We start from the raw sequence: 24275 nt of genomic DNA on the forward strand, positions 1-24275 counted from the left end.
AATTTAGCTGGCCTGTGCTGCTTCGTTTTTCTCTGCGTCTTGCGACTTAGCTTCACGAACCTTGAGGGTGCGTTCCTGGAACTCGAATTCGTTTAGCTTGGTCATCGCCTTCTTGGCGCCCGCCTCTGACATCTCGATAAAGCCGAAACCCTTACGACGTCCTGTCTTGCGGTCGCGAACCAATCTGACCGAGCTAACAGGACCATACTTGCCAAATAACTCTTTCACTTCACCTTCATGCACACGGTATGGCAGGTTGCCTACATAGAGTGTCATTGTGGGTCCTGTATAAGTGTCGCCTCCGGTAGCGTTAGCGGCAGAGGGTTGAAGTGTAAAAATAACACTCGCAATAATAGCACCAGTAAAAAATGCGACCGCTGAATAAAGCTCTGGTGTGAACTGAGATATTGCCAATGCGCCCAGGATGGCGACAATCAAAACAATAAGAAATGGCTTTTGCATATAATAGGTTCTCTGAGGAATTGATAATTAACTGTTAACAGCTCGTATATGGTAATGAATTATTAGCAATTACACTAGCATATTGATGAAAAAACGAACTTTAGCGGCCTTTGATATTGCGAGATCTCGATCCATTCTGTGTGATTTCCCCTCGTTTTGTTTCTTAATTCAACGAAGCGATTAAAAGATCGACTTGCGATCGCCGATCCTTGAAAAAGCCCTTGCGCCCAAATCAGAACTGCCTATAATGCGCATCCACTGACACGGCAAAGCAGACAACGCAGCGTCGAAACACTTGGTAGCTAAGGCGATAAGGTGGTCAGTCACTGAAAAGTGAAGCCTCAAAAAGTTTGCAAAAACTGCTTGACGCGAACAAGGGATTGCGTAGAATACGCAGCCCTAGCCACTCGGGAATCACCGGGATGTGCTAACGCTCTTTAACAATTTATCAAGTAATCTGTGTGGACACTCACAGGTATTGAGTTAATCGAAAACGATTTAAATCTCAATGCAACGATGAGTGTTCATAGCAATATGTACAAACATCCTTAGATTCTTCCGAGTCTAAGTGATGAATCAGAATTCATTGAGTCGGACTTAGGTCCACAAAAACTTTTAATTGAAGAGTTTGATCATGGCTCAGATTGAACGCTGGCGGCAGGCCTAACACATGCAAGTCGAGCGGTAACAGAAAGTAGCTTGCTACTTTGCTGACGAGCGGCGGACGGGTGAGTAATGCCTAGGGAACTGCCCAGTCGAGGGGGATAACAGTTGGAAACGACTGCTAATACCGCATACGCCCTACGGGGGAAAAGAGGGGATCTTCGGACCTTCTGCGATTGGATGTACCTAGGTGGGATTAGCTAGTAGGTGAGGTAATGGCTCACCTAGGCGACGATCCCTAGCTGTTCTGAGAGGATGATCAGCCACACTGGGACTGAGACACGGCCCAGACTCCTACGGGAGGCAGCAGTGGGGAATATTGCACAATGGGCGCAAGCCTGATGCAGCCATGCCGCGTGTGTGAAGAAGGCCTTCGGGTTGTAAAGCACTTTCAGCGAGGAGGAAAGGTTAACGGTTAATACCCGTTAGCTGTGACGTTACTCGCAGAAGAAGCACCGGCTAACTTCGTGCCAGCAGCCGCGGTAATACGAGGGGTGCAAGCGTTAATCGGAATTACTGGGCGTAAAGCGTACGCAGGCGGTTGATTAAGCGAGATGTGAAAGCCCCGGGCTTAACCTGGGAACTGCATTTCGAACTGGTCAACTAGAGTCTTGTAGAGGGGGGTAGAATTTCAGGTGTAGCGGTGAAATGCGTAGAGATCTGAAGGAATACCGGTGGCGAAGGCGGCCCCCTGGACAAAGACTGACGCTCAGGTACGAAAGCGTGGGGAGCAAACAGGATTAGATACCCTGGTAGTCCACGCCGTAAACGATGTCTACTCGGAATTTGGTGTCTTGAACACTGGGTTCTCAAGCTAACGCATTAAGTAGACCGCCTGGGGAGTACGGCCGCAAGGTTAAAACTCAAATGAATTGACGGGGGCCCGCACAAGCGGTGGAGCATGTGGTTTAATTCGATGCAACGCGAAGAACCTTACCTACTCTTGACATCCAGAGAACTTTCCAGAGATGGATTGGTGCCTTCGGGAACTCTGAGACAGGTGCTGCATGGCTGTCGTCAGCTCGTGTTGTGAAATGTTGGGTTAAGTCCCGCAACGAGCGCAACCCTTATCCTTACTTGCCAGCGGGTAATGCCGGGAACTTTAGGGAGACTGCCGGTGATAAACCGGAGGAAGGTGGGGACGACGTCAAGTCATCATGGCCCTTACGAGTAGGGCTACACACGTGCTACAATGGTCGGTACAGAGGGTTGCGAAGCCGCGAGGTGGAGCTAATCTCACAAAGCCGGTCGTAGTCCGGATTGGAGTCTGCAACTCGACTCCATGAAGTCGGAATCGCTAGTAATCGTGGATCAGAATGCCACGGTGAATACGTTCCCGGGCCTTGTACACACCGCCCGTCACACCATGGGAGTGGGCTGCACCAGAAGTAGATAGCTTAACCTTCGGGAGGGCGTTTACCACGGTGTGGTTCATGACTGGGGTGAAGTCGTAACAAGGTAGCCCTAGGGGAACCTGGGGCTGGATCACCTCCTTACCTATACGATTGACTGATATTTGTTGAGTGTTCACACAGATTACTTGATAGAAGATAGAGCAAAGATATACACGTCTATTTAGACGCTGTTAATTTGTTTCAGCGCTAGGCGTTTGAATTGCTAACGAAGGAATGTAGATAACTACATGACTGAGTGAGTAATGAAAAACAACAACGCGATGGAGCAAAGAAACAAGTATAAATGGGTCTGTAGCTCAGCTGGTTAGAGCGCACCCCTGATAAGGGTGAGGTCGGTGGTTCAAGTCCACTCTGACCCACCAATTCTTCGTTGATACTGCGTTATGTATTTAGTCGTTTAGCAGGCTAAACGTCCTCAATACATGCCTTGTTTCAACTCGAATTGGCAAATGTATACTTTGTTCGCTGCATGTAATGGGGCTATAGCTCAGCTGGGAGAGCGCCTGCCTTGCACGCAGGAGGTCTGCGGTTCGATCCCGCATAGCTCCACCATTTGCTCTTAAAGAGAGCATGCAGTTATGGTTAGAGATGCCAAAGATAAATGCAGAATTTATCTTTGGCTTTTTTAAGCCCGCTCTTTAAAAATTTGGAAAGCTGATAGTAATAACCGAAAGGTTATTGCGAAAAATAATTGAGTTCTCAAAACACACTTTAATCAAGTGACTTGAGTATTCTTTTGGCGAAAGTAGAAACCGTTAGTTGCGATGCGACTCAGATGAAACTCATTTGGGTTGTATGGTTAAGTGACTAAGCGTATACGGTGGATGCCTTGGCAGTCAGAGGCGATGAAGGACGTAGTAACTTGCGAAAAGCGTTGGCGAGCTAGTAACAAGCATTTGAGCTAACGATGTCCGAATGGGGAAACCCGGCACCATAAGGTGTCATCACTAAGTGAATACATAGCTTAGTGAGGCGAACGAGGGGAACTGAAACATCTAAGTACCCTTAGGAAAAGAAATCAACCGAGATTCCCCTAGTAGCGGCGAGCGAACGGGGATTAGCCCTTAAGCCTAGAGGGTGTTAGTGGAATGTGTTGGAAAGCACAGCGATACAGGGTGATAGCCCCGTACATGAAAACTAACTTTAGGTGAAAACGAGTAGGACGGGACACGTGATATCTTGTTCGAATATGGGGGGACCATCCTCCAAGGCTAAATACTCCTGACTGACCGATAGTGAACCAGTACCGTGAGGGAAAGGCGAAAAGAACCCCTGTGAGGGGAGTGAAATAGAACCTGAAACCGTATACGTACAAGCAGTGGGAGCGGTTCTTGAGACCGTGACTGCGTACCTTTTGTATAATGGGTCAGCGACTTACATTTTGTAGCGAGGTTAAGCGAATAGCGGAGCCGTAGGGAAACCGAGTGTTAACTGCGCGTTTAGTTGCAAGGTGTAGACCCGAAACCCGGTGATCTAGCCATGGGCAGGTTGAAGGTTGAGTAACATCAACTGGAGGACCGAACACACGTATGTTGAAAAATGCGGTGATGACTTGTGGCTGGGGGTGAAAGGCCAATCAAACCGGGAGATATCTGGTTCTCCTCGAAAGCTATTTAGGTAGCGCCTCGAGCGAATACCATTGGGGGTAGAGCACTGTTAAGGCTAGGGGGTCATCCCGACTTACCAACCCTTTGCAAACTCCGAATACCAATGAGTACTACTCGGGAGACACACGGCGGGTGCTAACGTCCGTCGTGAAAAGGGAAACAACCCAGACCATCAGCTAAGGTCCCAAAGTTATTGCTAAGTGGGAAACGATGTGGGAAGGCTTAGACAGCTAGGATGTTGGCTTAGAAGCAGCCATCATTTAAAGAAAGCGTAATAGCTCACTAGTCGAGTCGGCCTGCGCGGAAGATATAACGGGGCTAAGCAATACACCGAAGCTATGGGTACTAGCGCTTGCGCTGGTGCGGTAGAGGAGCGTTCTGTAAGCCGTTGAAGGTGAAGGGGTAACCCACGCTGGAGGTATCAGAAGTGCGAATGCTGACATGAGTAACGATAAAGGGGGTGAAAAACCTCCTCGCCGAAAGACCAAGGGTTCCTGTCCAACGTTAATCGGGGCAGGGTGAGTCGACCCCTAAGGCGAGGCCGAAAGGCGTAGTCGATGGGAAACGGGTTAATATTCCCGTACTTCTGCTAACTGCGATGGAGAGACGGAGAAGGCTAGGCTAGCGCGGCGTTGGTTGTCCGCGTTTAAGGCTGTAGGTAGGGTACTTAGGCAAATCCGGGTACCTAATACTGAGAGTTGATGACGAGTCACTACGGTGATGAAGTAGTTGATGCCATGCTTCCAGGAAAATCTTCTAAGCTTCAGGTTAGTAGGAATCGTACCCCAAACCGACACAGGTGGTCGGGTAGAGAATACCAAGGCGCTTGAGAGAACTCGGCTGAAGGAACTAGGCAAAATGGTACCGTAACTTCGGGAGAAGGTACGCTCCTGTTGGTGATGAGACTTGCTCTCTAAGCTGACGGGAGTCGCAGATACCAGGTGGCTGCAACTGTTTATCAAAAACACAGCACTGTGCAAAATCGCAAGATGACGTATACGGTGTGACGCCTGCCCGGTGCCGGAAGGTTAATTGATTGGGTTATCTTCGGAGAAGCTCATGATCGAAGCCCCGGTAAACGGCGGCCGTAACTATAACGGTCCTAAGGTAGCGAAATTCCTTGTCGGGTAAGTTCCGACCTGCACGAATGGCGTAATGATGGCCACGCTGTCTCCAGCCGAGACTCAGTGAAGTTGAAATTGCGGTGAAGATGCCGTATACCCGCGGCTAGACGGAAAGACCCCGTGAACCTTTACTATAGCTTGGCACTGAACATTGACCCTACATGTGTAGGATAGGTGGGAGACTTTGAAGCGGGAACGCCAGTTCTCGTGGAGTCATCCTTGAAATACCACCCTTGTAGTGTTGATGTTCTAACTCTGGCCCCTGAATCGGGGTTGAGGACAGTGCCTGGTGGGTAGTTTGACTGGGGCGGTCTCCTCCCAAAGAGTAACGGAGGAGCACGAAGGTTGGCTAAGTACGGTCGGACATCGTACGGTTAGTGCAATGGCATAAGCCAGCTTAACTGCGAGACATACACGTCGAGCAGGTGCGAAAGCAGGTCATAGTGATCCGGTGGTTCTGAATGGAAGGGCCATCGCTCAACGGATAAAAGGTACTCCGGGGATAACAGGCTGATACCGCCCAAGAGTTCATATCGACGGCGGTGTTTGGCACCTCGATGTCGGCTCATCACATCCTGGGGCTGAAGTCGGTCCCAAGGGTATGGCTGTTCGCCATTTAAAGTGGTACGCGAGCTGGGTTCAGAACGTCGTGAGACAGTTCGGTCCCTATCTGCCGTGGGCGTTGGATGATTGAAGGGAGCTGCTCCTAGTACGAGAGGACCGGAGTGGACGAACCGCTGGTGTTCGGGTTGTCATGCCAATGGCATTGCCCGGTAGCTACGTTCGGAATCGATAACCGCTGAAAGCATCTAAGCGGGAAGCGAGCCCTAAGATGAGTCATCCCTAGACCTTTAAGGTCTCTAAAGAGCCGTCCGAGACTAGGACGTTGATAGGCAGGGTGTGTAAGCGTTGTGAGGCGTTGAGCTAACCTGTACTAATGACTCGTGAGGCTTAACCATACAACCCAAAAGGGTTTCGTATAATGGTTACTGAATCAAAAGAATACAAAGTACTTGATTGAAGTGCGAACTCAAACAGCTTTCTAAATTTACTATTTTGGTTAATTACGCAGGTAATTGTTTGGCTGACAAAGCCGTAACGAAGCAAAGCGCGGAGTGTACTAGAGTACATGAGCACTGTAGCGAGGAAACAATGCCGTCAGACGAAGAATTAACCAGTAAGAATTTGTCTGGAAACCATAGCATTGTGGTCCCACCTGATCCCATCCCGAACTCAGAAGTGAAACGCAATCGCGCCGATGGTAGTGTGGGGTCTCCCCATGTGAGAGTAGGTCATTTCCAGGCGCCTAATAAACGAGAAATCCCCAGCACTTAGTGCTGGGGATTTTTTCGTTTAACAGCTTTTGAAATATCTACTCGAACATGGGGAAAAAGAGAGTGCATGCAAAGCATGCCACCTTTCCATGTGAAGTAGGGTGAATCGCTTGCGTTTATCAAACGAAGTTTGATGCAAGGGCTGAACGCGGAGAGCTCTGCTCGAAGCTGGCCATGACAGGCGCCTTTTCTCTTGATTCATTAGACCCTCAGCTCGCAGCATTGCTGCTTCGCGCTCCAGTCATCCATCAAGCTGCGCTTGATAAGCGGATGTCTTGCACCCTCATGTGAGATACGACTTTCTATAATCGTGAACGAAAAAATGGTTTTAGCTGCTCGATACTCTTCGCAGCTCTGTTAGCAACTGTGTGGGTACCCTTTTTAAAGGTGTCGATTGCCGAACAGTACGGTCCTTCCCATTTTCAGTGTCGATTCATAAGTGAATCATGAGCTTCATCAAGATTAATCTTTGTTGGGATTTAGGTTGCCGGGGTTAGATACGTTACAATGGCTTTTTTGGCTGACAGACATAAATCACGCTTCCTCTATGGATTCCAAGAACACTGACTCTTTAACGCAATTTAATACCCTGGGCCTTAAGGTTGACTGCTCTCGTTTGGTAAGAGCAAGGCAGGAGGCCGAGCTTATTGCCGTCTGTTTGCAGGCCTTTAAGCAGCAGGAGCCGCTATTGCTGATAGGTGGTGGCAGCAACATTGTCTTGACCGAAACCTTCCAGGGCACTGCGGTTTTAGTGCAGACCAAAGGGATAGAGGTGAGTCAGGATGACGAACATTACTACCTCAAGGTGGAGGCTGGCGAGGTGTGGCATGATCTTATCAAGTTCTGTCTCGATAATGATATGCCAGGACTCGAGAACCTCGCGTTGATTCCAGGTTCTGTCGGCGCAGCGCCTATTCAGAATATTGGTGCCTATGGCGCAGAGTTGGCACAGTTCTGCGATTGGGTCGAATATCTCGACCTCGCTAGCGGTGAGATAAAGCGGATAAAAGGTGCTGAATGCGAGTTTGCCTACCGAGAATCCATCTTCAAGAATGCCCTAAAGCATAGCGCCGTGATCTTGCGGGTGGGCTTTATGCTACCCAAGGCGTGGCAACCTAATCTGAGCTATGGCCCATTGCAGGCATTGAGCGAACGTACCCAAGGGGTGACCCCAAGAGAGGTGTTCGATTGCATCTGCGAGACGCGCATCGCCAAACTGCCCGATCCTGCCGTGTTGGGTAACGTCGGCAGCTTCTTTAAAAACCCTGTGGTGAGCCAGCAAACATTCGACGCGCTTAAGCAGCAATATGCCGACATAGTCGGTTATGCGGTCGCGGATTCAAAGGTCAAGTTAGCGGCTGGCTGGTTGATCGACAAGGCAGGGCTCAAAGGGCAGTCTGTCGGCAATGCAGCGGTTCATCTTAAACAGGCCTTAGTCATAGTTAACAGAGGGGGCTGTAGCGGTCAGGACGTGTGTGACTTGGCAAGGCTGGTGATAGATAGGATATTCGAACAATTTGGCGTAAGGTTAGAGGTCGAACCTAGGATCATAGGCGCAATCGGACAGAAGGAATTAGTAGATGCATGATCAGTGGGCCCGTCGCCGGGATATTATTCGTTTGTTGAGTCAGGGACAGTTTGTGTCTGGCGAGGCGCTGGCCAGTGAGCTCGGCATCTCTCGGGCGGCAGTCAGCAAGCAGGTAGCTAACTTAGAAGAGTTTGGTGTCGACATCTATAGCGTGAAAGGCAAGGGCTATAAGTTAGCCACACCTATCTCGCTTATTGATGAGGCTAAGCTTAAGGCCGCTATCAAGAATCGCTGCTTCTATTTTAATGAAATCAACAGCACCAACGGATTCCTACTCGAGCATGTGAAGGATCTCAGCAGCGGCGATATCTGTGTGGCCGAGTATCAGTCTGCGGGCCGCGGACGTCGGGGGCGCCAATGGGTATCTCCCTATGGCTGCCACCTCTATACCTCCTTCTATTGGCAGTTTTCTCAGGGGATGGCCCAGGCGATGGGGCTTAGCCTGGTGGTTGGCTGCTCTTTGGTAACAGTGCTTCGTTCACTGGGAGTCGATGGCATAGGGGTTAAGTGGCCGAACGACATCTACCTCAACCATAAGAAGCTTGCGGGGATACTGATCGAGATGAGTGGCCAGGCTGATAGCGTCTGTGACCTAGTGATAGGTATAGGCATCAACCTCTCTATGTCGCCGGCGCAAGCGGATAAGATAGATCAGCCCTGGAGCGATCTGTCAGAGTTGACGCAGTTGCCGGACAAAACGGAGCTGATGATAGCGCTGCAGCAGCAGTTGGTGACAGATCTCGAACTGTTTCAGCGAGAGGGGCTTAAGGCATTCCAGGCAAGGTGGCGCGAGGCCGATCTGTTCGACGGTGAGCCTATCAAGCTGTTGATGGGCGAGAATAGCGTCGAGGGGATCTGCTGCGGTATCGACGAGCAGGGTGCAATATTGCTTAAGACGGAGGAAGGTACCAAGGCCTTCGTCGGCGGTGAGATCTCCATGCGTCCTGCATAACAAAACGGCTATCTTTTGATGGCCGTTTATCTATCTATAGGTGCTTGGCTATCTACTTTAAACCTATTTACGCATCAGCACCTGGTGCATCATATGATCTGTGCCCTTGCGCAGGATAAGATGCGCCCTGTCTCGGGTAGGCAGAATATTCAGATTCAGGTTAGGGCCGTTGATGCTGTCCCAGATGTTGGCGGCTATCTTGGTGGCCTCATCGTCAGTCAGTTCTGAATAGTGATGGAAGTATGAGTTAGGGTCGCTAAAGGCACCGGTGCGGAATTTGAGGAAGCGGGAGATATACCACTCCTTGAGCAGCGGCTCTTCGGCATCCACATAGATAGAGAAGTCGACAAAGTCGGAGACGAAGGGCTGCTGTATGGCTACATGGGTATCTTGGCCCGTTTGCAGCACGTTGAGCCCTTCGATGATCAGGATGTCGGGCTGTTCTATGGCCTGCTGGGTATCGGCCACTCTGTCGTAACTGATATGAGAATAGATAGGCGCATGTACCAGACTCTCACCTGCCTTGATCTTGGAGATGAACTCGACCAGCAGTTTCATATCATAGCTTTCGGGAAATCCCTTACGCTGTAGCAGTCCGCGGCGTTTGAGTTCGGACAGTGGATAGAGGAAGCCATCTGTGGTGACCAGGTCCACCTTGGGATGCTCGGGCCATTGACGCAACAGCGCCTGAAGGATACGCGCCGTTGTACTCTTGCCCACGGCGACACTGCCGGCGATGCTGATAATATAGGGGCGCTTAGGCGGCACACGACCGAGGAACTGATTCAAGACCAGTCCTCTTTGCTGCTTGGCGCCGACGATTAGATTCAGCAGGCGGCTCAGGGGCAGATAGATGTCGGTGACTTCATCTAGGGAGATAGATTCGTTGATACCGCGCAGATCATCGAGATCGGATTCGCTGAGTGTCAGAGGCACAGATTTTCGCAGCTCGGCCCACTGCTGGCGGGCAAATGCGAGATAGAGTGCATTGTGAATTTGGTTGTTGGCGCGCATGAATGAAATCTCCCCTTAGGCAAGGCACAGTACACCATAGACCTCGGTGGAACAACATCAAAAACACGATTCCATAATGGCTTATTAACCTGTCGGCGCTTAGTGGGTAAATAGTGCACTTTCTGAGGTTTGCGTGGCGGAAAAAACGACGTTTAGGCGATTTTTTTGCAGATTTTTAAAATTAGGTATTGCACTTGTGCTCGCGATTACCTAATATCCGCTACCGAAATGACACGCCGGCATAGCTCAGTTGGTAGAGCAACTGACTTGTAATCAGTAGGTCCCGAGTTCGACTCTTGGTGCCGGCACCATTTCTCTGGAGGGGTTCCCGAGTGGCCAAAGGGATCAGACTGTAAATCTGACGGCTCAGCCTTCGAAGGTTCGAATCCTTCTCCCTCCACCATTTTTCTAGGTAGTTAGGTAACCTTAGTTAGGTTGCGCGGATGTCGTATAATGGTATTACTCCAGCCTTCCAAGCTGATAACGCGGGTTCGATTCCCGCCATCCGCTCCAATTTTCGCTGATTGTGCCCGTATCTATGAGCCAGCCCAACAGGGTCCCGTTCACGATAAACTGCCTTCAGCCTTCCCAACTAAGCTTCCGTAATTATCTTAATTAAATCGATTCGATGACATAATAGGCATCGGATTTTTTGTTGTATGTAGATTTCATCACCAAGTATCTCTTAATTGGGGCAATACCATGGCTAAAGAAAAATTTGAACGTAGCAAACCTCACGTAAACGTGGGCACCATCGGTCACGTTGACCATGGTAAAACAACTCTTACAGCTGCTATCTCTCACGTACTGACTAAGACGTACGGTGGTGAAGCTAAAGATTTCGCACAGATCGATAACGCTCCAGAAGAGCGTGAGCGCGGTATTACCATCAATACCTCTCACATCGAGTACGACACTCCAACTCGTCACTACGCACACGTAGACTGCCCAGGCCACGCTGACTATGTTAAAAACATGATCACTGGTGCTGCACAGATGGACGGCGCTATCCTAGTAGTAGCTTCTACTGACGGTCCAATGCCACAGACTCGTGAGCACATCCTGCTTTCTCGTCAGGTAGGTGTACCTTTCATCATCGTATTCATGAATAAATGTGACATGGTTGACGATGAAGAGCTGCTAGAACTAGTTGAGATGGAAGTTCGTGAACTGCTATCTGAATACGACTTCCCAGGTGATGACCTACCAGTTATCCAAGGTTCAGCTCTGAAAGCCCTAGAAGGCGAGCCAGAGTGGGAAGCTAAGATCCTAGAACTAGCTGAAGCACTAGACTCTTACATTCCAGAGCCAGAGCGTGCTATCGACGGTGCATTCATTCTGCCAATCGAAGACGTATTCTCAATCTCAGGCCGTGGTACTGTAGTAACTGGTCGTGTTGAGCGCGGTATCGTTAAAGTTGGTGACGAAGTAGAAATCGTAGGTATCAAAGAAACTACTAAGACTACTTGTACTGGTGTTGAAATGTTCCGTAAGCTGCTTGACGAAGGTCGTGCAGGTGAGAACTGTGGTGTACTACTACGTGGTACTAAGCGTGATGAAGTTGAGCGTGGTCAAGTACTGGCTCAGCCTGGTTCAATCACTCCACACACTCAGTTCGAATCAGAAGTATACGTACTGTCAAAAGAAGAAGGTGGTCGTCACACTCCATTCTTCAAGGGCTACCGTCCACAGTTCTACTTCCGTACAACTGACGTAACCGGTACTATCGAGCTGCCAGAAGGCGTTGAAATGGTAATGCCTGGTGACAACATCAAGATGGTTGTTACTCTGATCTGCCCAATCGCGATGGACGAAGGTCTACGTTTCGCTATCCGTGAAGGTGGCCGTACAGTTGGTGCTGGTGTTGTAGCTAAGATCATCGCTTAATAGCATTTGATTTTACAAACACACTGAAAAAGGCAGCTTAGGCTGCCTTTTTTGTTTTAGAACTCCCAGATATTGTGCTTATCCTTGTGCGGCTTAGCCTTGCTTACTGCGCGGAATAAGAATACAATCTATGGCCGATTTTTGACCCTCTGGGCTTACTGCTTGCTCTGGGAGTAAGTTCGGAGAATGTTAGTGGTATGGACTGGGCAATCTCAGCACTTGCGAGTTTTTTATGCCCGGCCAGACTTAAGCTCAGGTCGTAGTGAGTAACGGAATTAACCGATGACAACAAATACTGAAAACCAGGGAAGCTCTCTGGATATCGTTAAATGGGGCATAGTAGTCGTACTGCTAGCGGCCGCCATTATTGCTAATCAGATGTATAGCGAAGCTAGTGTATTAGTTCGTGCTATCGGTGTCGTAGTGGCATTTGCTATAGCAGGTTTTATCGCGCTTCAAACCGAGAAGGGTAAACAAGCGCTGACTTTCGCTCGCGAGTCTCACATTGAAGTGCGTAAAGTGGTATGGCCGACGCGTCAAGAAGCCCTAAACACGACATTTATCGTACTACTGGCAACAGGTGTACTGGCATTGGTTCTGTGGGGAATGGATGCGGTACTGCTGAGAATTGTTAATTTTATTACGGGCGTATAGGCATTTCATATGACTGAAGCTAAAAAAAGATGGTATGTGGTTCAGGCCTTTTCTGGTTATGAAGGTCGTGTATGCAAATCATTGCTTGAACACATCAAAATGCACGGCATGGAGCATTACTTCGGCGAGGTACTAGTACCTACAGAGGAAGTGGTTGAGATGCGTGCAGGCCAGCGTCGTAAGAGCGAGCGTAAGTTCTTCCCTGGCTATGTGTTGGTACAGATGGAAATGAACGATGAAAGCTGGCACTTGGTGAAGAGCATCCCTCGTGTGATGGGCTTTATCGGTGGTACCTCTGATCGTCCAGCGCCTATCTCTGATCGCGAAGCTGAAGCGATTCTGCAGCGTCTACAAGAGACGACAGAGTCTCCGACTCATCGCGTGATGTTCGAGCCTGGTGAAGTGGTTCGCGTAACCGACGGTCCTTTTGCCGACTTTAACGGTACCGTTGAAGAGGTCGACTACGAGAAGAACCGCGTTAAGGTGTCTGTAATGATCTTCGGTCGTTCAACACCGGTAGAGCTAGATTTCAGCCAGATCGAAAAAAGCTGATTAAATAAAGCACAAAACGTATTGGAAATGGGTGCGGATTTTTGTATAATCCGCACCCATTATTTTCGGGGAGCTAATCGGCATGTCGCCGCTAGCGTTTGTACCCAAACTTGAGGAAAATGTCTCATGGCAAAGAAAGTTGATGGTTACATCAAACTACAAGTAGCAGCCGGTGCTGCAAACCCGTCGCCACCAGTTGGTCCTGCATTGGGTCAAAAAGGTGTCAACATCATGGAATTCTGTAAAGCATTCAATGCTCGTACTGAAAAGTTCGAGAAAGGTATGCCAATTCCTGTTGTGATCACTGTTTACACTGATCGCTCTTTCACTTTTGAAACTAAGACTCCACCTGCTTCATTCCTGCTGCTTAAAGCTGCTGGTCTTAAGTCTGGTTCAGGCCGTCCTAACACTGAAAAAGTGGGAACTATCAAGCGTAGCGCTGTCCAGGAAATCGCTGAGACTAAAGCCGCTGATATGACTGGTGCTGACATTGAAGCGATGACTCGCTCAATCGAAGGTACTGCGCGTTCAATGGGTTTGGTAGTAGAGGATTAATATCATGGCAAAGCTAACTAAACGCGCGCGTTTGATCCGCGAAAAAGTAGAAGCGACTAAGAGCTACGACATCAACGAAGCTGTTGCACTACTGAAAGAACTAGCTACTGCTAAGTTCGTTGAAAGTGTTGACGTTGCGGTTAACCTAGGTGTTGACCCACGTAAATCAGACCAAAACGTTCGTGGCGCGACTGTTCTGCCACACGGTACTGGTCGTGAAGTACGTGTTGCTGTGTTTACTCAAGGTGCTAACGCTGACGCCGCTAAAGAAGCCGGTGCTGAGCTAGTTGGTATGGACGAGCTTGCTGCACAAGTTAAAGCTGGTGAAATGAACTTCGACGTAGTTATCGCATCTCCAGATGCAATGCGCGTTGTTGGTCAGTTAGGCCAAATCCTGGGCCCACGTGGTCTGATGCCTAACCCTAAGACTGGCACTGTAACGCCTAACGTTGCTGAAGCTGTTAAGAACGCTAAAGCTGGTCAGGTTCGTTACCGCAACGACAAGAACGGTATCATCCACACTACCATCGGTAAAGTGGACTTCGAACCAGTTCAACTGAAAGAAAACCTAGACGCTCTGCTAGGCGCGCTTATCAAAGCTAAGCCAGCTGCAGCGAAAGGCGTTTTCGTTAAGAAAGTAAGCATCTCTACCACTATGGGTGCAGGTGTTGCGGTTGATCAGAGCACTCTGAACCCAACTGCTTAATTTCTTAGCTTGTTTTACAAGGTGCGGGGATTAGTCTATAATGCGCGCACCTTGTGGGTTGAGGACCATTTTCATTCGTGCAAATGGTTCACGTCCAAGACCGTAGGTGTTAACGAATATGCGTTAGCTTAATTCCCTACGTAGACGGTGTCGGACCCCAGATAGATTTATTCTGCCTGGATATTCGCGCCGTAAGTAACTGAGTATTAAATACTTAGTTTGGTAATTGCTAGGGATATCCCTAGATTGAATCCAGGAGTAAAGCCAATGGCATTAAGACTCGAAGACAAAAAAGCGATTGTTGCTGAAGTCAACGAAGCTGCCAAAGGTGCTTTATCTGCAGTTGTAGCCGATTCTCGCGGTGTGACTGTAGGTGATATGACCGGTCTTCGCAAAACCGCTCGTGAAGCTGGTGTTTACATTAAAGTTGTACGTAACACACTAGTTAAGCGCGCTGTTGAAGGTACTGATTTCGAGTGCCTAAGCGAAACATTTACTGGTCCTACTTTGATTGCATTCTCTAACGAGCACCCAGGTGCCGCTGCGCGTCTTCTTAAAGATTTCGCGAAAGCTCAAGGGAATTTTGAAATCAAAGCAGCAGCCTTTGAAGGGGAATTAATCCCTGCAAGCGACATTGATCGTTTAGCAAAACTACCAACATACGAAGAAGCACTAGCACAGTTCATGATGACTCTGAAAGAAGCATCTGCTGGCAAGTTCGTTCGTACATTGGCCGCTCTACGCGATCAGAAAGAAGCTGCTTAATTTTACAAGCCGCTTAAATAAATTGAATTCAGTACAATTAGGAATTTTTTGTTATGTCTATCACTAAAGACCAAATCTTAGAAGCCCTTGCAGCTATGTCTGTAATGGAAGTTGTTGAACTAATCGAAGCAATGGAAGAGAAGTTCGGCGTTTCTGCCGCTGCTGCTGTTGTTTCTGGTGGTGCTGATGCAGGCGCTGCTGCTGAAGAGAAGACAGAGTTTGACGTAGTTATGACTTCTCACGGCGACAACAAAGTTGCAGTAATTAAAGCTCTTCGTGGCGCTACAGGTCTAGGCCTGAAAGAAGCCAAGGGTATGGCTGAATCAGCTCCAGTAGCTGTTAAAGAAGGCATCTCTAAAGAAGAAGCTGAAGCACTGAAGAAAGAGCTTGAAGAAGCTGGTGCTCAAGTAGAGATCAAGTAAGTTATACTCTAACTTACAACCTCCCGAGTGATCGGGCGGAGGCTGGCGGTTTTTTAACCGTCGGCCTTTTTTGCGCTGTAAGCGTAGGCGATTTTTTATTCACCGTTTGTCGCCAGATTTCGCAGTCCCTAGCAGAGATTATTGGTTAGGTTCTTGCTTTCAACGGTGATGGGCAAACGTGCTGTTGCAACCCAGCGTTGTTTCAGTCTTGGTCACATCTCGCAATCAGAGGAAACCCATGGTTTACTCCTATTCTGAAAAGAAGCGTATTCGCAAAGACTTTGGTAAGCGTCCACAAGTGTTGGATATCCCTTACCTTCTGTCAATCCAGTTGGACTCGTTTAAGAAGTTCACCGATCAAGATCCTACAGGTGAGCGTGGTTTAGAAGCCGCTTTCCGTAGCGTTTTTCCCATCAAGAGCTTTTCTGGTAATTCAGAGCTGCAATATGTCAGCTATAAGCTAGGTGAGCCAGTTTTTGATGTGAAAGAGTGTCAAATTCGCGGTGTTACATACTCTGCTCCACTACGCGTTAAACTGCGTATGGTGCTGTATGATCGTGAAGCTGCGCCTGGCACAGTTAAAGACATTAAAGAACAAGAAGTCTACATGGGGGATATCCCTCTGATGACTGAAAACGGTACCTTTGTAATCAATGGTACTGAGCGTGTTATCGTTTCTCAGCTGCACCGTTCTCCTGGTGTATTCTTCGATCACGACCGTGGTAAGACCCACTCTTCAGGTAAGGTGCTTTATAACGCACGTATTATTCCTTACCGTGGCTCATGGTTGGACTTCGAGTTCGATCCTAAAGATGCACTGTTTGTACGTATCGACCGTCGTCGTAAGCTTGCGGCGTCTATCATACTGCGTGCACTTGACTACTCTACTCAAGATATTCTAGATCTGTTCTTCGAACGTGTTCAGTACAAGATCAAGAAAGATAGCCTAGTCATGGCACTGGTTGCCGATCGCCTACGTGGTGAGACAGCCAGCTACGACATCAAAGATGCTGAAGGTAACATCATAGTTGAGAAGGGCCGCCGTATTACTGCGCGCCACATTCGTCAACTTGAAAAGACTAACACCACAGAGCTTGAAGTACCTGTTGAGTACATCTCAGGCAAGATCGCTGCACAAGACTACATCGACCCAGATACTGGCGAAGTACTGGTTTCTGCTAACGCCGAAATCAGCCTGGAAGATCTTGCTAAGCTGTCTATGGCCGGCATCAAAGATATCGACACCCTATACGTCAACGAGCTTGACCACGGTGCCTATATCTCTGACACCCTACGAATCGATTCGACCACTAACCGTCTAGAGGCGCTGGTTGAGATCTATCGTATGATGCGTCCTGGCGAGCCGCCAACCAAGGATGCTGCCGAAGCGCTATTCCAAAACCTCTTCTTCAGTGAAGAGCGTTACGACCTGTCTAAAGTGGGTCGTATGAAGTTCAACCGTCGTCTCGGTATCGATGACGATGAAGGTACAGGTATCCTGACCAAAGAAGATATCGTTGCAGTAATGCAGAAGATCATCGAAATCCGTAACGGTAACGATGAAGTCGACGATATCGACCACCTGGGTAACCGTCGTATCCGTAGTGTTGGTGAAATGGCTGAGAACCAGTTCCGTGTTGGTCTCGTTCGTGTAGAACGTGCCGTACGTGAGCGTCTGTCTCTTGGCGATCTTAACGAGCTGATGCCACAAGATCTGATCAACGCTAAGCCGATTTCTGCGGCAGTGAAAGAGTTCTTCGGTTCTTCTCAGCTGTCTCAATTCATGGACCAGAACAACCCGCTGTCAGAAGTGACACACAAGCGTCGTATCTCTGCGCTTGGCCCAGGCGGTCTGACCCGTGAGCGTGCAGGTTTCGAGGTTCGAGACGTTCACCCAACTCACTATGGTCGTCTATGTCCAATTGAGACCCCTGAAGGTCCAAACATCGGTCTGATCAACTCGTTGGCAAGCTTCGCGCGCACCAACTCTTACGGCTTCCTCGAAACACCATACCGCAAAGTGGTTGATGGTGTGATCACAGATCAGGTGGATTACCTGTCTGCTATCGAAGAAGGTCGTTACGTGATCGCACAGGCTAACATCGAAGTCGATGCCGATGGCCGTATGGTTGAAGAGCAGATCGCTTGTCGTCATAAGGGTGAATCTACCTTTATGCGTGCAGCAGACGTTCAGTACATGGACGTATCACCACAGCAGATCATCTCTGTGGCAGCCTCTCTGATCCCGTTCCTAGAACACGATGACGCGAACCGTGCATTGATGGGTGCGAACATGCAACGTCAGGCAGTACCAACACTTAGAGCTGACAAGCCGCTAGTAGGTACTGGTATTGAGCGTACATTGGCCGTTGACTCAGGCGTAGTTGTTGCCGCTAAGCGTGGTGGTTACGTTGACTATGTCGATGCGAGCCGCATCGTGGTTAAGGTTAACGAAGACGAGCTGACTCCTGGTGAAGCCGGTATCGACATCTACAACCTGACCAAGTACACACGTTCTAACCAGAACACCTGTATCAACCAGCGTCCATGTTGTAGCGTTGGCGAGCCAGTGGTTCGTGGTGACGTACTTGCAGATGGTCCATCTACCGACCTGGGTGACCTGGCGCTTGGTCAGAACATGCGTATCGCATTCATGCCTTGGAATGGTTACAACTTCGAGGATTCGATCTTAATCTCTGAGCGCGTTGCGCAAGAGGATCGTTTCACCACTATCCACATTCAAGAGCTTTCTTGTATCGCTCGTGATACTAAGCTGGGTAGCGAAGAGATCACCGCCGATATTCCAAACGTAGGTGAGTCTGCGCTGTCTAAGCTGGATGAATCAGGTATCGTTTACATCGGTGCAGAAGTGAAGGGTGGCGACATCCTGGTTGGTAAGGTTACGCCTAAGGGCGAGACTCAACTGACCCCTGAAGAGAAGCTGCTACGCGCTATCTTCGGTGAGAAGGCTTCTGACGTTAAAGACAGCTCACTGCGTGTCCCTAACTCTGTTAAGGGTACCATCATCGACGTTCAGGTATTTACCCGTGACGGCGTTGAGAAAGACAAGCGTGCTGTAGAAATCGAAGAGATGCACATCGCTCAGGCTAAGAAAGACCTGACCGAAGAGTTCAAGATCCTTGAAGAAGGTGTCTTCGGCCGTGCGCGTAACCTTCTCATTGGAGCAGGTTTTGCCGAAGCCGAGCTTGATGCTCTGCCACGTCCTCAACTACTGGTACAAACCATTGAAGACGAAACTAAGCAGACTGAACTCGAGCAACTTGCCGAGCAGCATGAAGAGCTGAAAGCCGATTTCGATAAGAAATTTGAAATCAAACGCCGCAAGATCACCCAAGGTGATGACTTGGCACCTGGCGTACTGAAGATCGTTAAGGTTTACCTGGCGGTTAAACGTACTATCCAGCCTGGTGACAAGATGGCGGGTCGTCACGGTAACAAGGGTGTGATCTCTAAGATCAACCCAATCGAAGATATGCCGTATGACGAAAATGGTAACCCAGTGGACATCGTACTGAACCCACTAGGTGTACCATCACGTATGAACATAGGTCAGGTTCTCGAAGTGCACTTAGGTGCCGCGGCCAAGGGCATTGGTGATCGCATCACCGCTATGCTCGAAGAGCAGCGTGAACTTGCAGAGCTTCGTGGCTACATCAAGAAGGTGTACGAACTGGGTGAAGACGTGCAGCAGCAGGTCGACATCGACTCGTTCACCGATGAAGAAGTTCTACGTCTTGCTAAGAACCTCAAAGGCGGTATTCCGACTGCGACTCCAGCATTCGACGGCGCGAAAGAGAAAGAGATTAAGGACATGCTTGAACTAGCAGGTCTGCCAACCTCTGGACAGCTGAAGTTGTTTGATGGTCGTACCGGTAACGAGTTTGAACGTCCGGTAACCGTAGGTTACATGTACATGCTTAAACTTAACCACTTGGTTGACGATAAGATGCACGCGCGTTCAACAGGTTCTTACAGTCTTGTTACTCAGCAGCCTCTGGGCGGTAAAGCTCAGTTTGGTGGTCAGCGTTTCGGTGAGATGGAAGTATGGGCACTTGAAGCATACGGTGCCGCTTACACGCTACAAGAAATGCTTACTGTTAAGTCTGATGACGTTAACGGTCGTACTCAGATGTATAAGAACATCGTCGACGGTAACCATCAGATGCAACCAGGTATGCCTGAGTCCTTCAACGTATTGCTGAAGGAGATCCGTTCGCTCGGTATTAACATCGAGTTGGATCAAGAGTAAGACTTGGCCATCGCCGAAGTTTGGCAATAAACGGTGCTCTGCGAGAGCAGGGCACCTGGTTTAACTCCTTCAGGAGAGAAACGTGAAAGACTTATTAAAGTTTCTGAAACAGCAAAGCAAGACTGAAGAATTTGAAGGCATCAAGATCGGCCTAGCGTCGCCTGATCTGATCCGCTCTTGGTCATTTGGTGAAGTTAAGAAGCCAGAAACCATCAACTACCGTACTTTCAAGCCTGAGCGTGAAGGTTTGTTCTGTGCGCGTATTTTTGGTCCAGTTAAAGACTACGAGTGTTTATGCGGTAAGTATAAGCGTCTTAAGCACCGTGGTGTGATTTGTGAGAAGTGTGGCGTAGAAGTTACCCAGACTAAAGTACGTCGTGAGCGTATGGGTCACATCGATCTAGCCAGCCCAGTAGCGCACATTTGGTTCTTGAAGTCTCTGCCGTCTCGTATCGGTTTGATGCTGGATATGACTCTGCGTGATATCGAACGTGTGCTTTACTTCGAATCTTTCGTAGTGATCGAGCCTGGCATGACCAGCCTCGAGCGCGGTCAGATGCTGACCGAGGAAAACTACCTCGACGCACTCGAAGAGTACGGTGATGAGTTCGAAGCTAAGATGGGTGCCGAGGCAGTACTTGAGCTGCTGCGTGCTATCGATCTTGAGAAAGAGATTGAAGAGATGCGCGAAGAGCTGCCATCTATCAACTCTGAGACTCGTCGTAAGAAGATCACTAAGCGTCTGAAGCTGATTGAGGCCTTCTACCAGTCTGGCAACAAGCCAGAGTGGATGATCCTTAAGGTGCTACCGGTTCTGCCACCTGATCTGCGTCCATTGGTTCCACTGGATGGCGGTCGTTTCGCGACTTCAGATCTGAACGATCTGTATCGCCGCGTGATCAACCGTAACAACCGTCTGAAGCGTCTGTTAGACCTGGCTGCACCGGACATCATCGTACGCAACGAAAAGCGTATGCTGCAAGAGTCTGTTGATGCGCTATTGGATAACGGTCGTCGCGGTCGTGCGATCACGGGTTCTAACAAGCGTCCTCTGAAATCTTTGGCCGACATGATCAAGGGTAAGCAGGGTCGTTTCCGTCAGAACCTACTGGGTAAGCGTGTTGACTACTCAGGCCGTTCGGTTATTACCGTAGGTCCTACTCTGCGTCTGCATCAGTGTGGTCTGCCTAAGAAGATGGCACTCGAGCTGTTCAAGCCATTCATCTACGGCAAGCTGGAAGGTCGTGGCCTGGCTACTACCATCAAAGCTGCTAAGAAGATGGTTGAGCGCGAAGTACCAGAGGTTTGGGACGTACTCGATGACGTGATCCGTGAGCATCCTGTGATGCTTAACCGTGCACCAACACTTCACCGTCTTGGTATCCAGGCGTTTGAGCCGGTACTGATTGAAGGTAAGGCGATCCAACTGCACCCATTGGTGTGTGCGGCATACAACGCTGACTTCGACGGTGACCAGATGGCGGTTCACGTGCCACTGACGCTAGAAGCTCAGTTGGAAGCACGTTCACTCATGATGTCTACCAACAACATCCTGTCACCTGCGAACGGTGAGCCGGTGATCACACCGTCACAGGACGTTGTATTGGGTCTGTACTACACCAGCCGTGAGCGTATCAACGGCCGCGGTGAAGGCATGGCATTCGAATCTGTTGCCGAAGTAGAAAAGGCATACCGTACTGGCGTAGCCGAGCTGCACGCTCGCGTTAAGGTACGTATTACTGAGACTACTATCTCTGAAGACGGCGAGCGCACCGAGTCACGTCGTATCGTAGATACTACCGTGGGCCGTGCCCTGTTGTCTCAGGTTCTGCCAAAAGGCCTTTCTTATGATCTGGTTAACCAGAACATGGGTAAGAAGCAGATCTCTAAGCTATTGAACACCTGTTACCGTCAGCTAGGTCTGAAAGATACCGTTATCTTCGCTGACCAATTGATGTATACCGGTTTCCACTTCGCGACCGTTTCTGGTGCGTCTGTGGGTATCAACGACATGGTGATTCCAGATGAGAAATACTCTCTGGTTGCCGATGCTGAAGCCGAAGTACTTGAGATTCAAGAGCAGTTCCAGTCGGGTCTTGTTACCGCCGGTGAGCGTTACAACAAGGTTATCGATATCTGGGCTAGTGCGAACGAAAAAGTTTCTAAGGCGATGATGGATAACCTGTCTACCGAGACAGTGATTAACCGTGATGGCGAAGAAGAAACTCAAGCTTCGTTCAACAGCATCTACATGATGGCCGACTCGGGCGCTCGTGGTAGTGCTGCACAGATTCGTCAGCTAGCGGGTATGCGTGGTCTGATGGCGAAGCCAGATGGCTCGATCATCGAAACCCCAATTACGGCGAACTTCCGTGAAGGTCTAAACGTACTCCAGTACTTTATCTCTACTCACGGTGCGCGTAAGGGTCTAGCGGATACCGCACTTAAGACAGCGAACTCTGGTTACCTGACTCGTCGTCTGGTTGACGTTGCACAAGACTTAGTGGTTATCGAAGACGATTGTGGTACACACGAAGGTCTGACAATGAAGCCGCTGATCGAAGGTGGTGATGTTGTTGAGCCGCTACGTGAGCGTGTACTGGGTCGTGTGGTAGCTGAAGATGTTTACTACCCAGGTACCGAAGATGTACTTGCGCCGCGTAACACCCTGCTTGATGAAGCCTGGTGTGACAAGCTCGAAGAACACTCTATCGACGAAGTTAAGGTTCGTTCTGTAATTAGCTGTGACACAGACTTCGGTGTGTGTGCGGCGTGTTACGGCCGTGACCTTGCACGTGGTCACCTGATTAACCAAGGTGAAGCCATTGGTGTGGTAGCTGCTCAGTCAATCGGTGAGCCAGGTACACAGCTGACGATGCGTACCTTCCACATCGGTGGTGCGGCATCGAGAGCGTCTGCAGAAAACAACGTACAGGTTAAGAATGCCGGTACAGTTAAGCTGCACAACGCTAAGCATGTTACCAACAGTGACGGTAAGCTGGTTATCGTATCGCGTTCATCTGAAATCGCGATTATCGATGAGCTGGGTCGTGAGAAAGAGCGTTACAAGGTGCCTTACGGTACTGTCCTAGAGAAGCTGGAAGACGCAACGGTTAATGCCGGTGAAGTCATCGCTAACTGGGATCCGCACACTCACCCAATCGTTTCTGAGGTAGCGGGTAGCATCAAGTTCGTTGACATGATCGAAGGTGTCACCATGACACGTCAGACCGACGAGCTAACGGGTCTATCTTCTATCGTGGTTATGGATGTGGGTCAACGTCCTACTGCGGGTAAAGAGATGCGTCCGGCGATTCGTCTGGTTGGTGCCGATGGCAATGACCTGATGATCCCTGGTACCGAAGTACCAGCGCAATACTTCTTGCCTGGTAAGGCGATCGTTAACCAAGACGATAACGCACAAATCGCCGTCGGTGACGCGCTTGCACGTATTCCGCAAGAATCATCTAAGACTCGCGATATTACCGGTGGTCTGCCACGCGTTGCAGACTTGTTCGAAGCGCGTAAGCCGAAAGAGCCTGCCATCTTGGCTGAGTACTCAGGTACTATCTCGTTCGGTAAAGAGACCAAAGGTAAGCGTCGTCTAGTGATCACACCTGCCGATGGTGGTAAGCCATACGAGGAGATGATTCCTAAGTGGCGTAACCTGAACGTGTTCGAAGGTGAGAAGGTTGAGCGCGGCGAAGTTATCGCCGACGGTCCAGAAGCTGCACACGACATCCTGCGTCTGCGTGGTATTCACAAGGTGGCTAACTACATCGTTAACGAAGTGCAAGACGTTTACCGTTTGCAAGGCGTGAAGATTAACGATAAGCACATCGAAGTGATCATCCGTCAGATGCTGCGTAAGTGTGAGATCACCGAAGCCGGTGACAGTGAGTTCCTCCCGGGCGAACAGGTTGAAGTGTCTCGCGTTAAGATCGCTAACCGCGAACTTGAAGCGCAAGGCAAAGAACCTGCTAAGTTCGAGCGTGAACTACTGGGTATCACCAAGGCCTCGTTGGCGACCGAGTCGTTTATCTCGGCGGCATCGTTCCAGGAAACCACTCGCGTATTGACCGAAGCTGCCGTAGGCGGTAAGAGCGATAAGCTACGTGGCCTGAAAGAGAACGTGATCGTGGGTCGTCTGATCCCGGCCGGTACAGGTTATGCGTACCACACCAGCCGTAACCAGGCTGCACAGAATGGCCCGGCAGAAGAAGTGCCGGCAATCAGTGCCAGTGAAGCAGAGCAAAACCTTGCCGATCTATTGAACCTGGCGGGCAGCCCTGAATAATCAGTGCT

13 protein-coding genes, 5 tRNA genes and 3 rRNA genes are annotated in these 24275 nt (G+C 49.5%); 19 read left to right on the plus strand and 2 right to left on the minus strand.

All coding sequences use genetic code 11. The features are described 5' to 3' along the window. Positions 1-3: 3 nt before the first annotated feature. Positions 4-462, minus strand: coding sequence for an RNA recognition motif domain-containing protein (locus K0J45_RS00700; protein WP_220043886.1), 459 nt, complete (start codon positions 460-462; stop codon positions 4-6). Positions 463-1078: 616 nt separating this feature from the next. On the opposite strand from K0J45_RS00700, the gene K0J45_RS00705 reads away from it, so the two are divergent. From K0J45_RS00705 to birA, 7 genes are all read left to right on the plus strand, one after another. Continuing rightward, a 16S ribosomal RNA gene (locus K0J45_RS00705) occupies positions 1079-2621 on the plus strand. Positions 2622-2825: 204 nt separating this feature from the next. Further along, positions 2826-2902: transfer RNA gene (locus K0J45_RS00710), tRNA-Ile, on the plus strand. A 114-nt stretch (positions 2903-3016) separates the two neighbouring features. Next, a tRNA-Ala gene (locus tag K0J45_RS00715) sits at positions 3017-3092 on the plus strand. Between the two features lie 245 nt (positions 3093-3337). Continuing rightward, a 23S ribosomal RNA gene (locus tag K0J45_RS00720) occupies positions 3338-6230 on the plus strand. A gap of 229 nt (positions 6231-6459) precedes the next feature. Continuing rightward, positions 6460-6575 (plus strand): 5S ribosomal RNA (rrf, locus tag K0J45_RS00725). Together the 16S, 23S and 5S rRNA genes with 2 tRNA genes alongside form the textbook arrangement of a ribosomal RNA operon. A gap of 577 nt (positions 6576-7152) precedes the next feature. Then, on the plus strand, positions 7153-8193 hold the full coding sequence (murB, locus tag K0J45_RS00730) for a UDP-N-acetylmuramate dehydrogenase (RefSeq protein WP_220043887.1): 1041 nt from the start codon (positions 7153-7155) through the stop codon (positions 8191-8193). Beyond that, positions 8186-9145, plus strand: a complete 960-nt coding sequence (birA, locus tag K0J45_RS00735) for a bifunctional biotin--[acetyl-CoA-carboxylase] ligase/biotin operon repressor BirA (RefSeq protein WP_220043888.1) — start codon at positions 8186-8188, stop codon at positions 9143-9145. Before murB ends, birA begins: the two co-directional genes overlap by 8 nt. A gap of 63 nt (positions 9146-9208) precedes the next feature. Here birA and coaA read toward each other — a convergent pair whose 3' ends face one another. After that, positions 9209-10159, minus strand: a complete 951-nt coding sequence (gene coaA, locus K0J45_RS00740; protein WP_011863952.1) for a type I pantothenate kinase — start codon at positions 10157-10159, stop codon at positions 9209-9211. A 235-nt stretch (positions 10160-10394) separates the two neighbouring features. Here coaA and K0J45_RS00745 point away from each other — a divergent pair. The 12 genes from K0J45_RS00745 to rpoC all read left to right on the plus strand — a co-directional run bounded on the left by K0J45_RS00745 (position 10395) and on the right by rpoC (position 24267). After that, a tRNA-Thr gene (locus K0J45_RS00745) sits at positions 10395-10470 on the plus strand. A gap of 7 nt (positions 10471-10477) precedes the next feature. Continuing rightward, a tRNA-Tyr gene (locus K0J45_RS00750) sits at positions 10478-10562 on the plus strand. 36 nt (positions 10563-10598) lie between these two features. After that, positions 10599-10672 (plus strand) — tRNA-Gly (locus K0J45_RS00755). Between the two features lie 189 nt (positions 10673-10861). Continuing rightward, positions 10862-12046: an elongation factor Tu gene (tuf, locus tag K0J45_RS00760; protein ID WP_011863965.1), complete on the plus strand. Its 1185-nt coding sequence runs from the start codon at positions 10862-10864 to the stop codon at positions 12044-12046. Between the two features lie 282 nt (positions 12047-12328). Continuing rightward, positions 12329-12700 carry a preprotein translocase subunit SecE gene (gene secE, locus K0J45_RS00765; protein WP_011863954.1) on the plus strand — a complete coding sequence of 124 codons (372 nt, stop codon included), beginning with the start codon at positions 12329-12331 and terminating at the stop codon, positions 12698-12700. 9 nt (positions 12701-12709) lie between these two features. Further along, a complete protein-coding gene (gene nusG, locus K0J45_RS00770) occupies positions 12710-13252 on the plus strand; it encodes a transcription termination/antitermination protein NusG (protein ID WP_144204495.1) in 543 nt (180 codons plus the stop codon). A 126-nt stretch (positions 13253-13378) separates the two neighbouring features. Beyond that, entirely contained in the window at positions 13379-13807 is a 429-nt protein-coding gene (rplK, locus tag K0J45_RS00775) for a 50S ribosomal protein L11 (protein ID WP_011863956.1), read from the plus strand. Between the two features lie 4 nt (positions 13808-13811). Beyond that, positions 13812-14513 (plus strand): 50S ribosomal protein L1, encoded by a 702-nt coding sequence (gene rplA, locus K0J45_RS00780; protein ID WP_011863957.1) that lies wholly within the window; start codon positions 13812-13814, stop codon positions 14511-14513. 267 nt (positions 14514-14780) lie between these two features. Then, entirely contained in the window at positions 14781-15278 is a 498-nt protein-coding gene (gene rplJ, locus K0J45_RS00785) for a 50S ribosomal protein L10 (protein WP_144204494.1), read from the plus strand. A gap of 53 nt (positions 15279-15331) precedes the next feature. Continuing rightward, a complete protein-coding gene (gene rplL / locus K0J45_RS00790; RefSeq protein ID WP_011863959.1) occupies positions 15332-15700 on the plus strand; it encodes a 50S ribosomal protein L7/L12 in 369 nt (122 codons plus the stop codon). A gap of 238 nt (positions 15701-15938) precedes the next feature. Continuing rightward, complete coding sequence (gene rpoB / locus K0J45_RS00795) at positions 15939-19970, plus strand: DNA-directed RNA polymerase subunit beta (RefSeq protein ID WP_011863960.1); 4032 nt, start codon at positions 15939-15941, stop codon at positions 19968-19970. An 82-nt stretch (positions 19971-20052) separates the two neighbouring features. Continuing rightward, positions 20053-24267: a DNA-directed RNA polymerase subunit beta' gene (rpoC, locus tag K0J45_RS00800; RefSeq protein WP_220043889.1), complete on the plus strand. Its 4215-nt coding sequence runs from the start codon at positions 20053-20055 to the stop codon at positions 24265-24267. The last annotated feature ends 8 nt before the right edge of the window (positions 24268-24275 follow it).

This window comes from Shewanella alkalitolerans (genome assembly GCF_019457575.1).
Lineage (GTDB): Bacteria > Pseudomonadota > Gammaproteobacteria > Enterobacterales > Shewanellaceae > Shewanella > Shewanella loihica.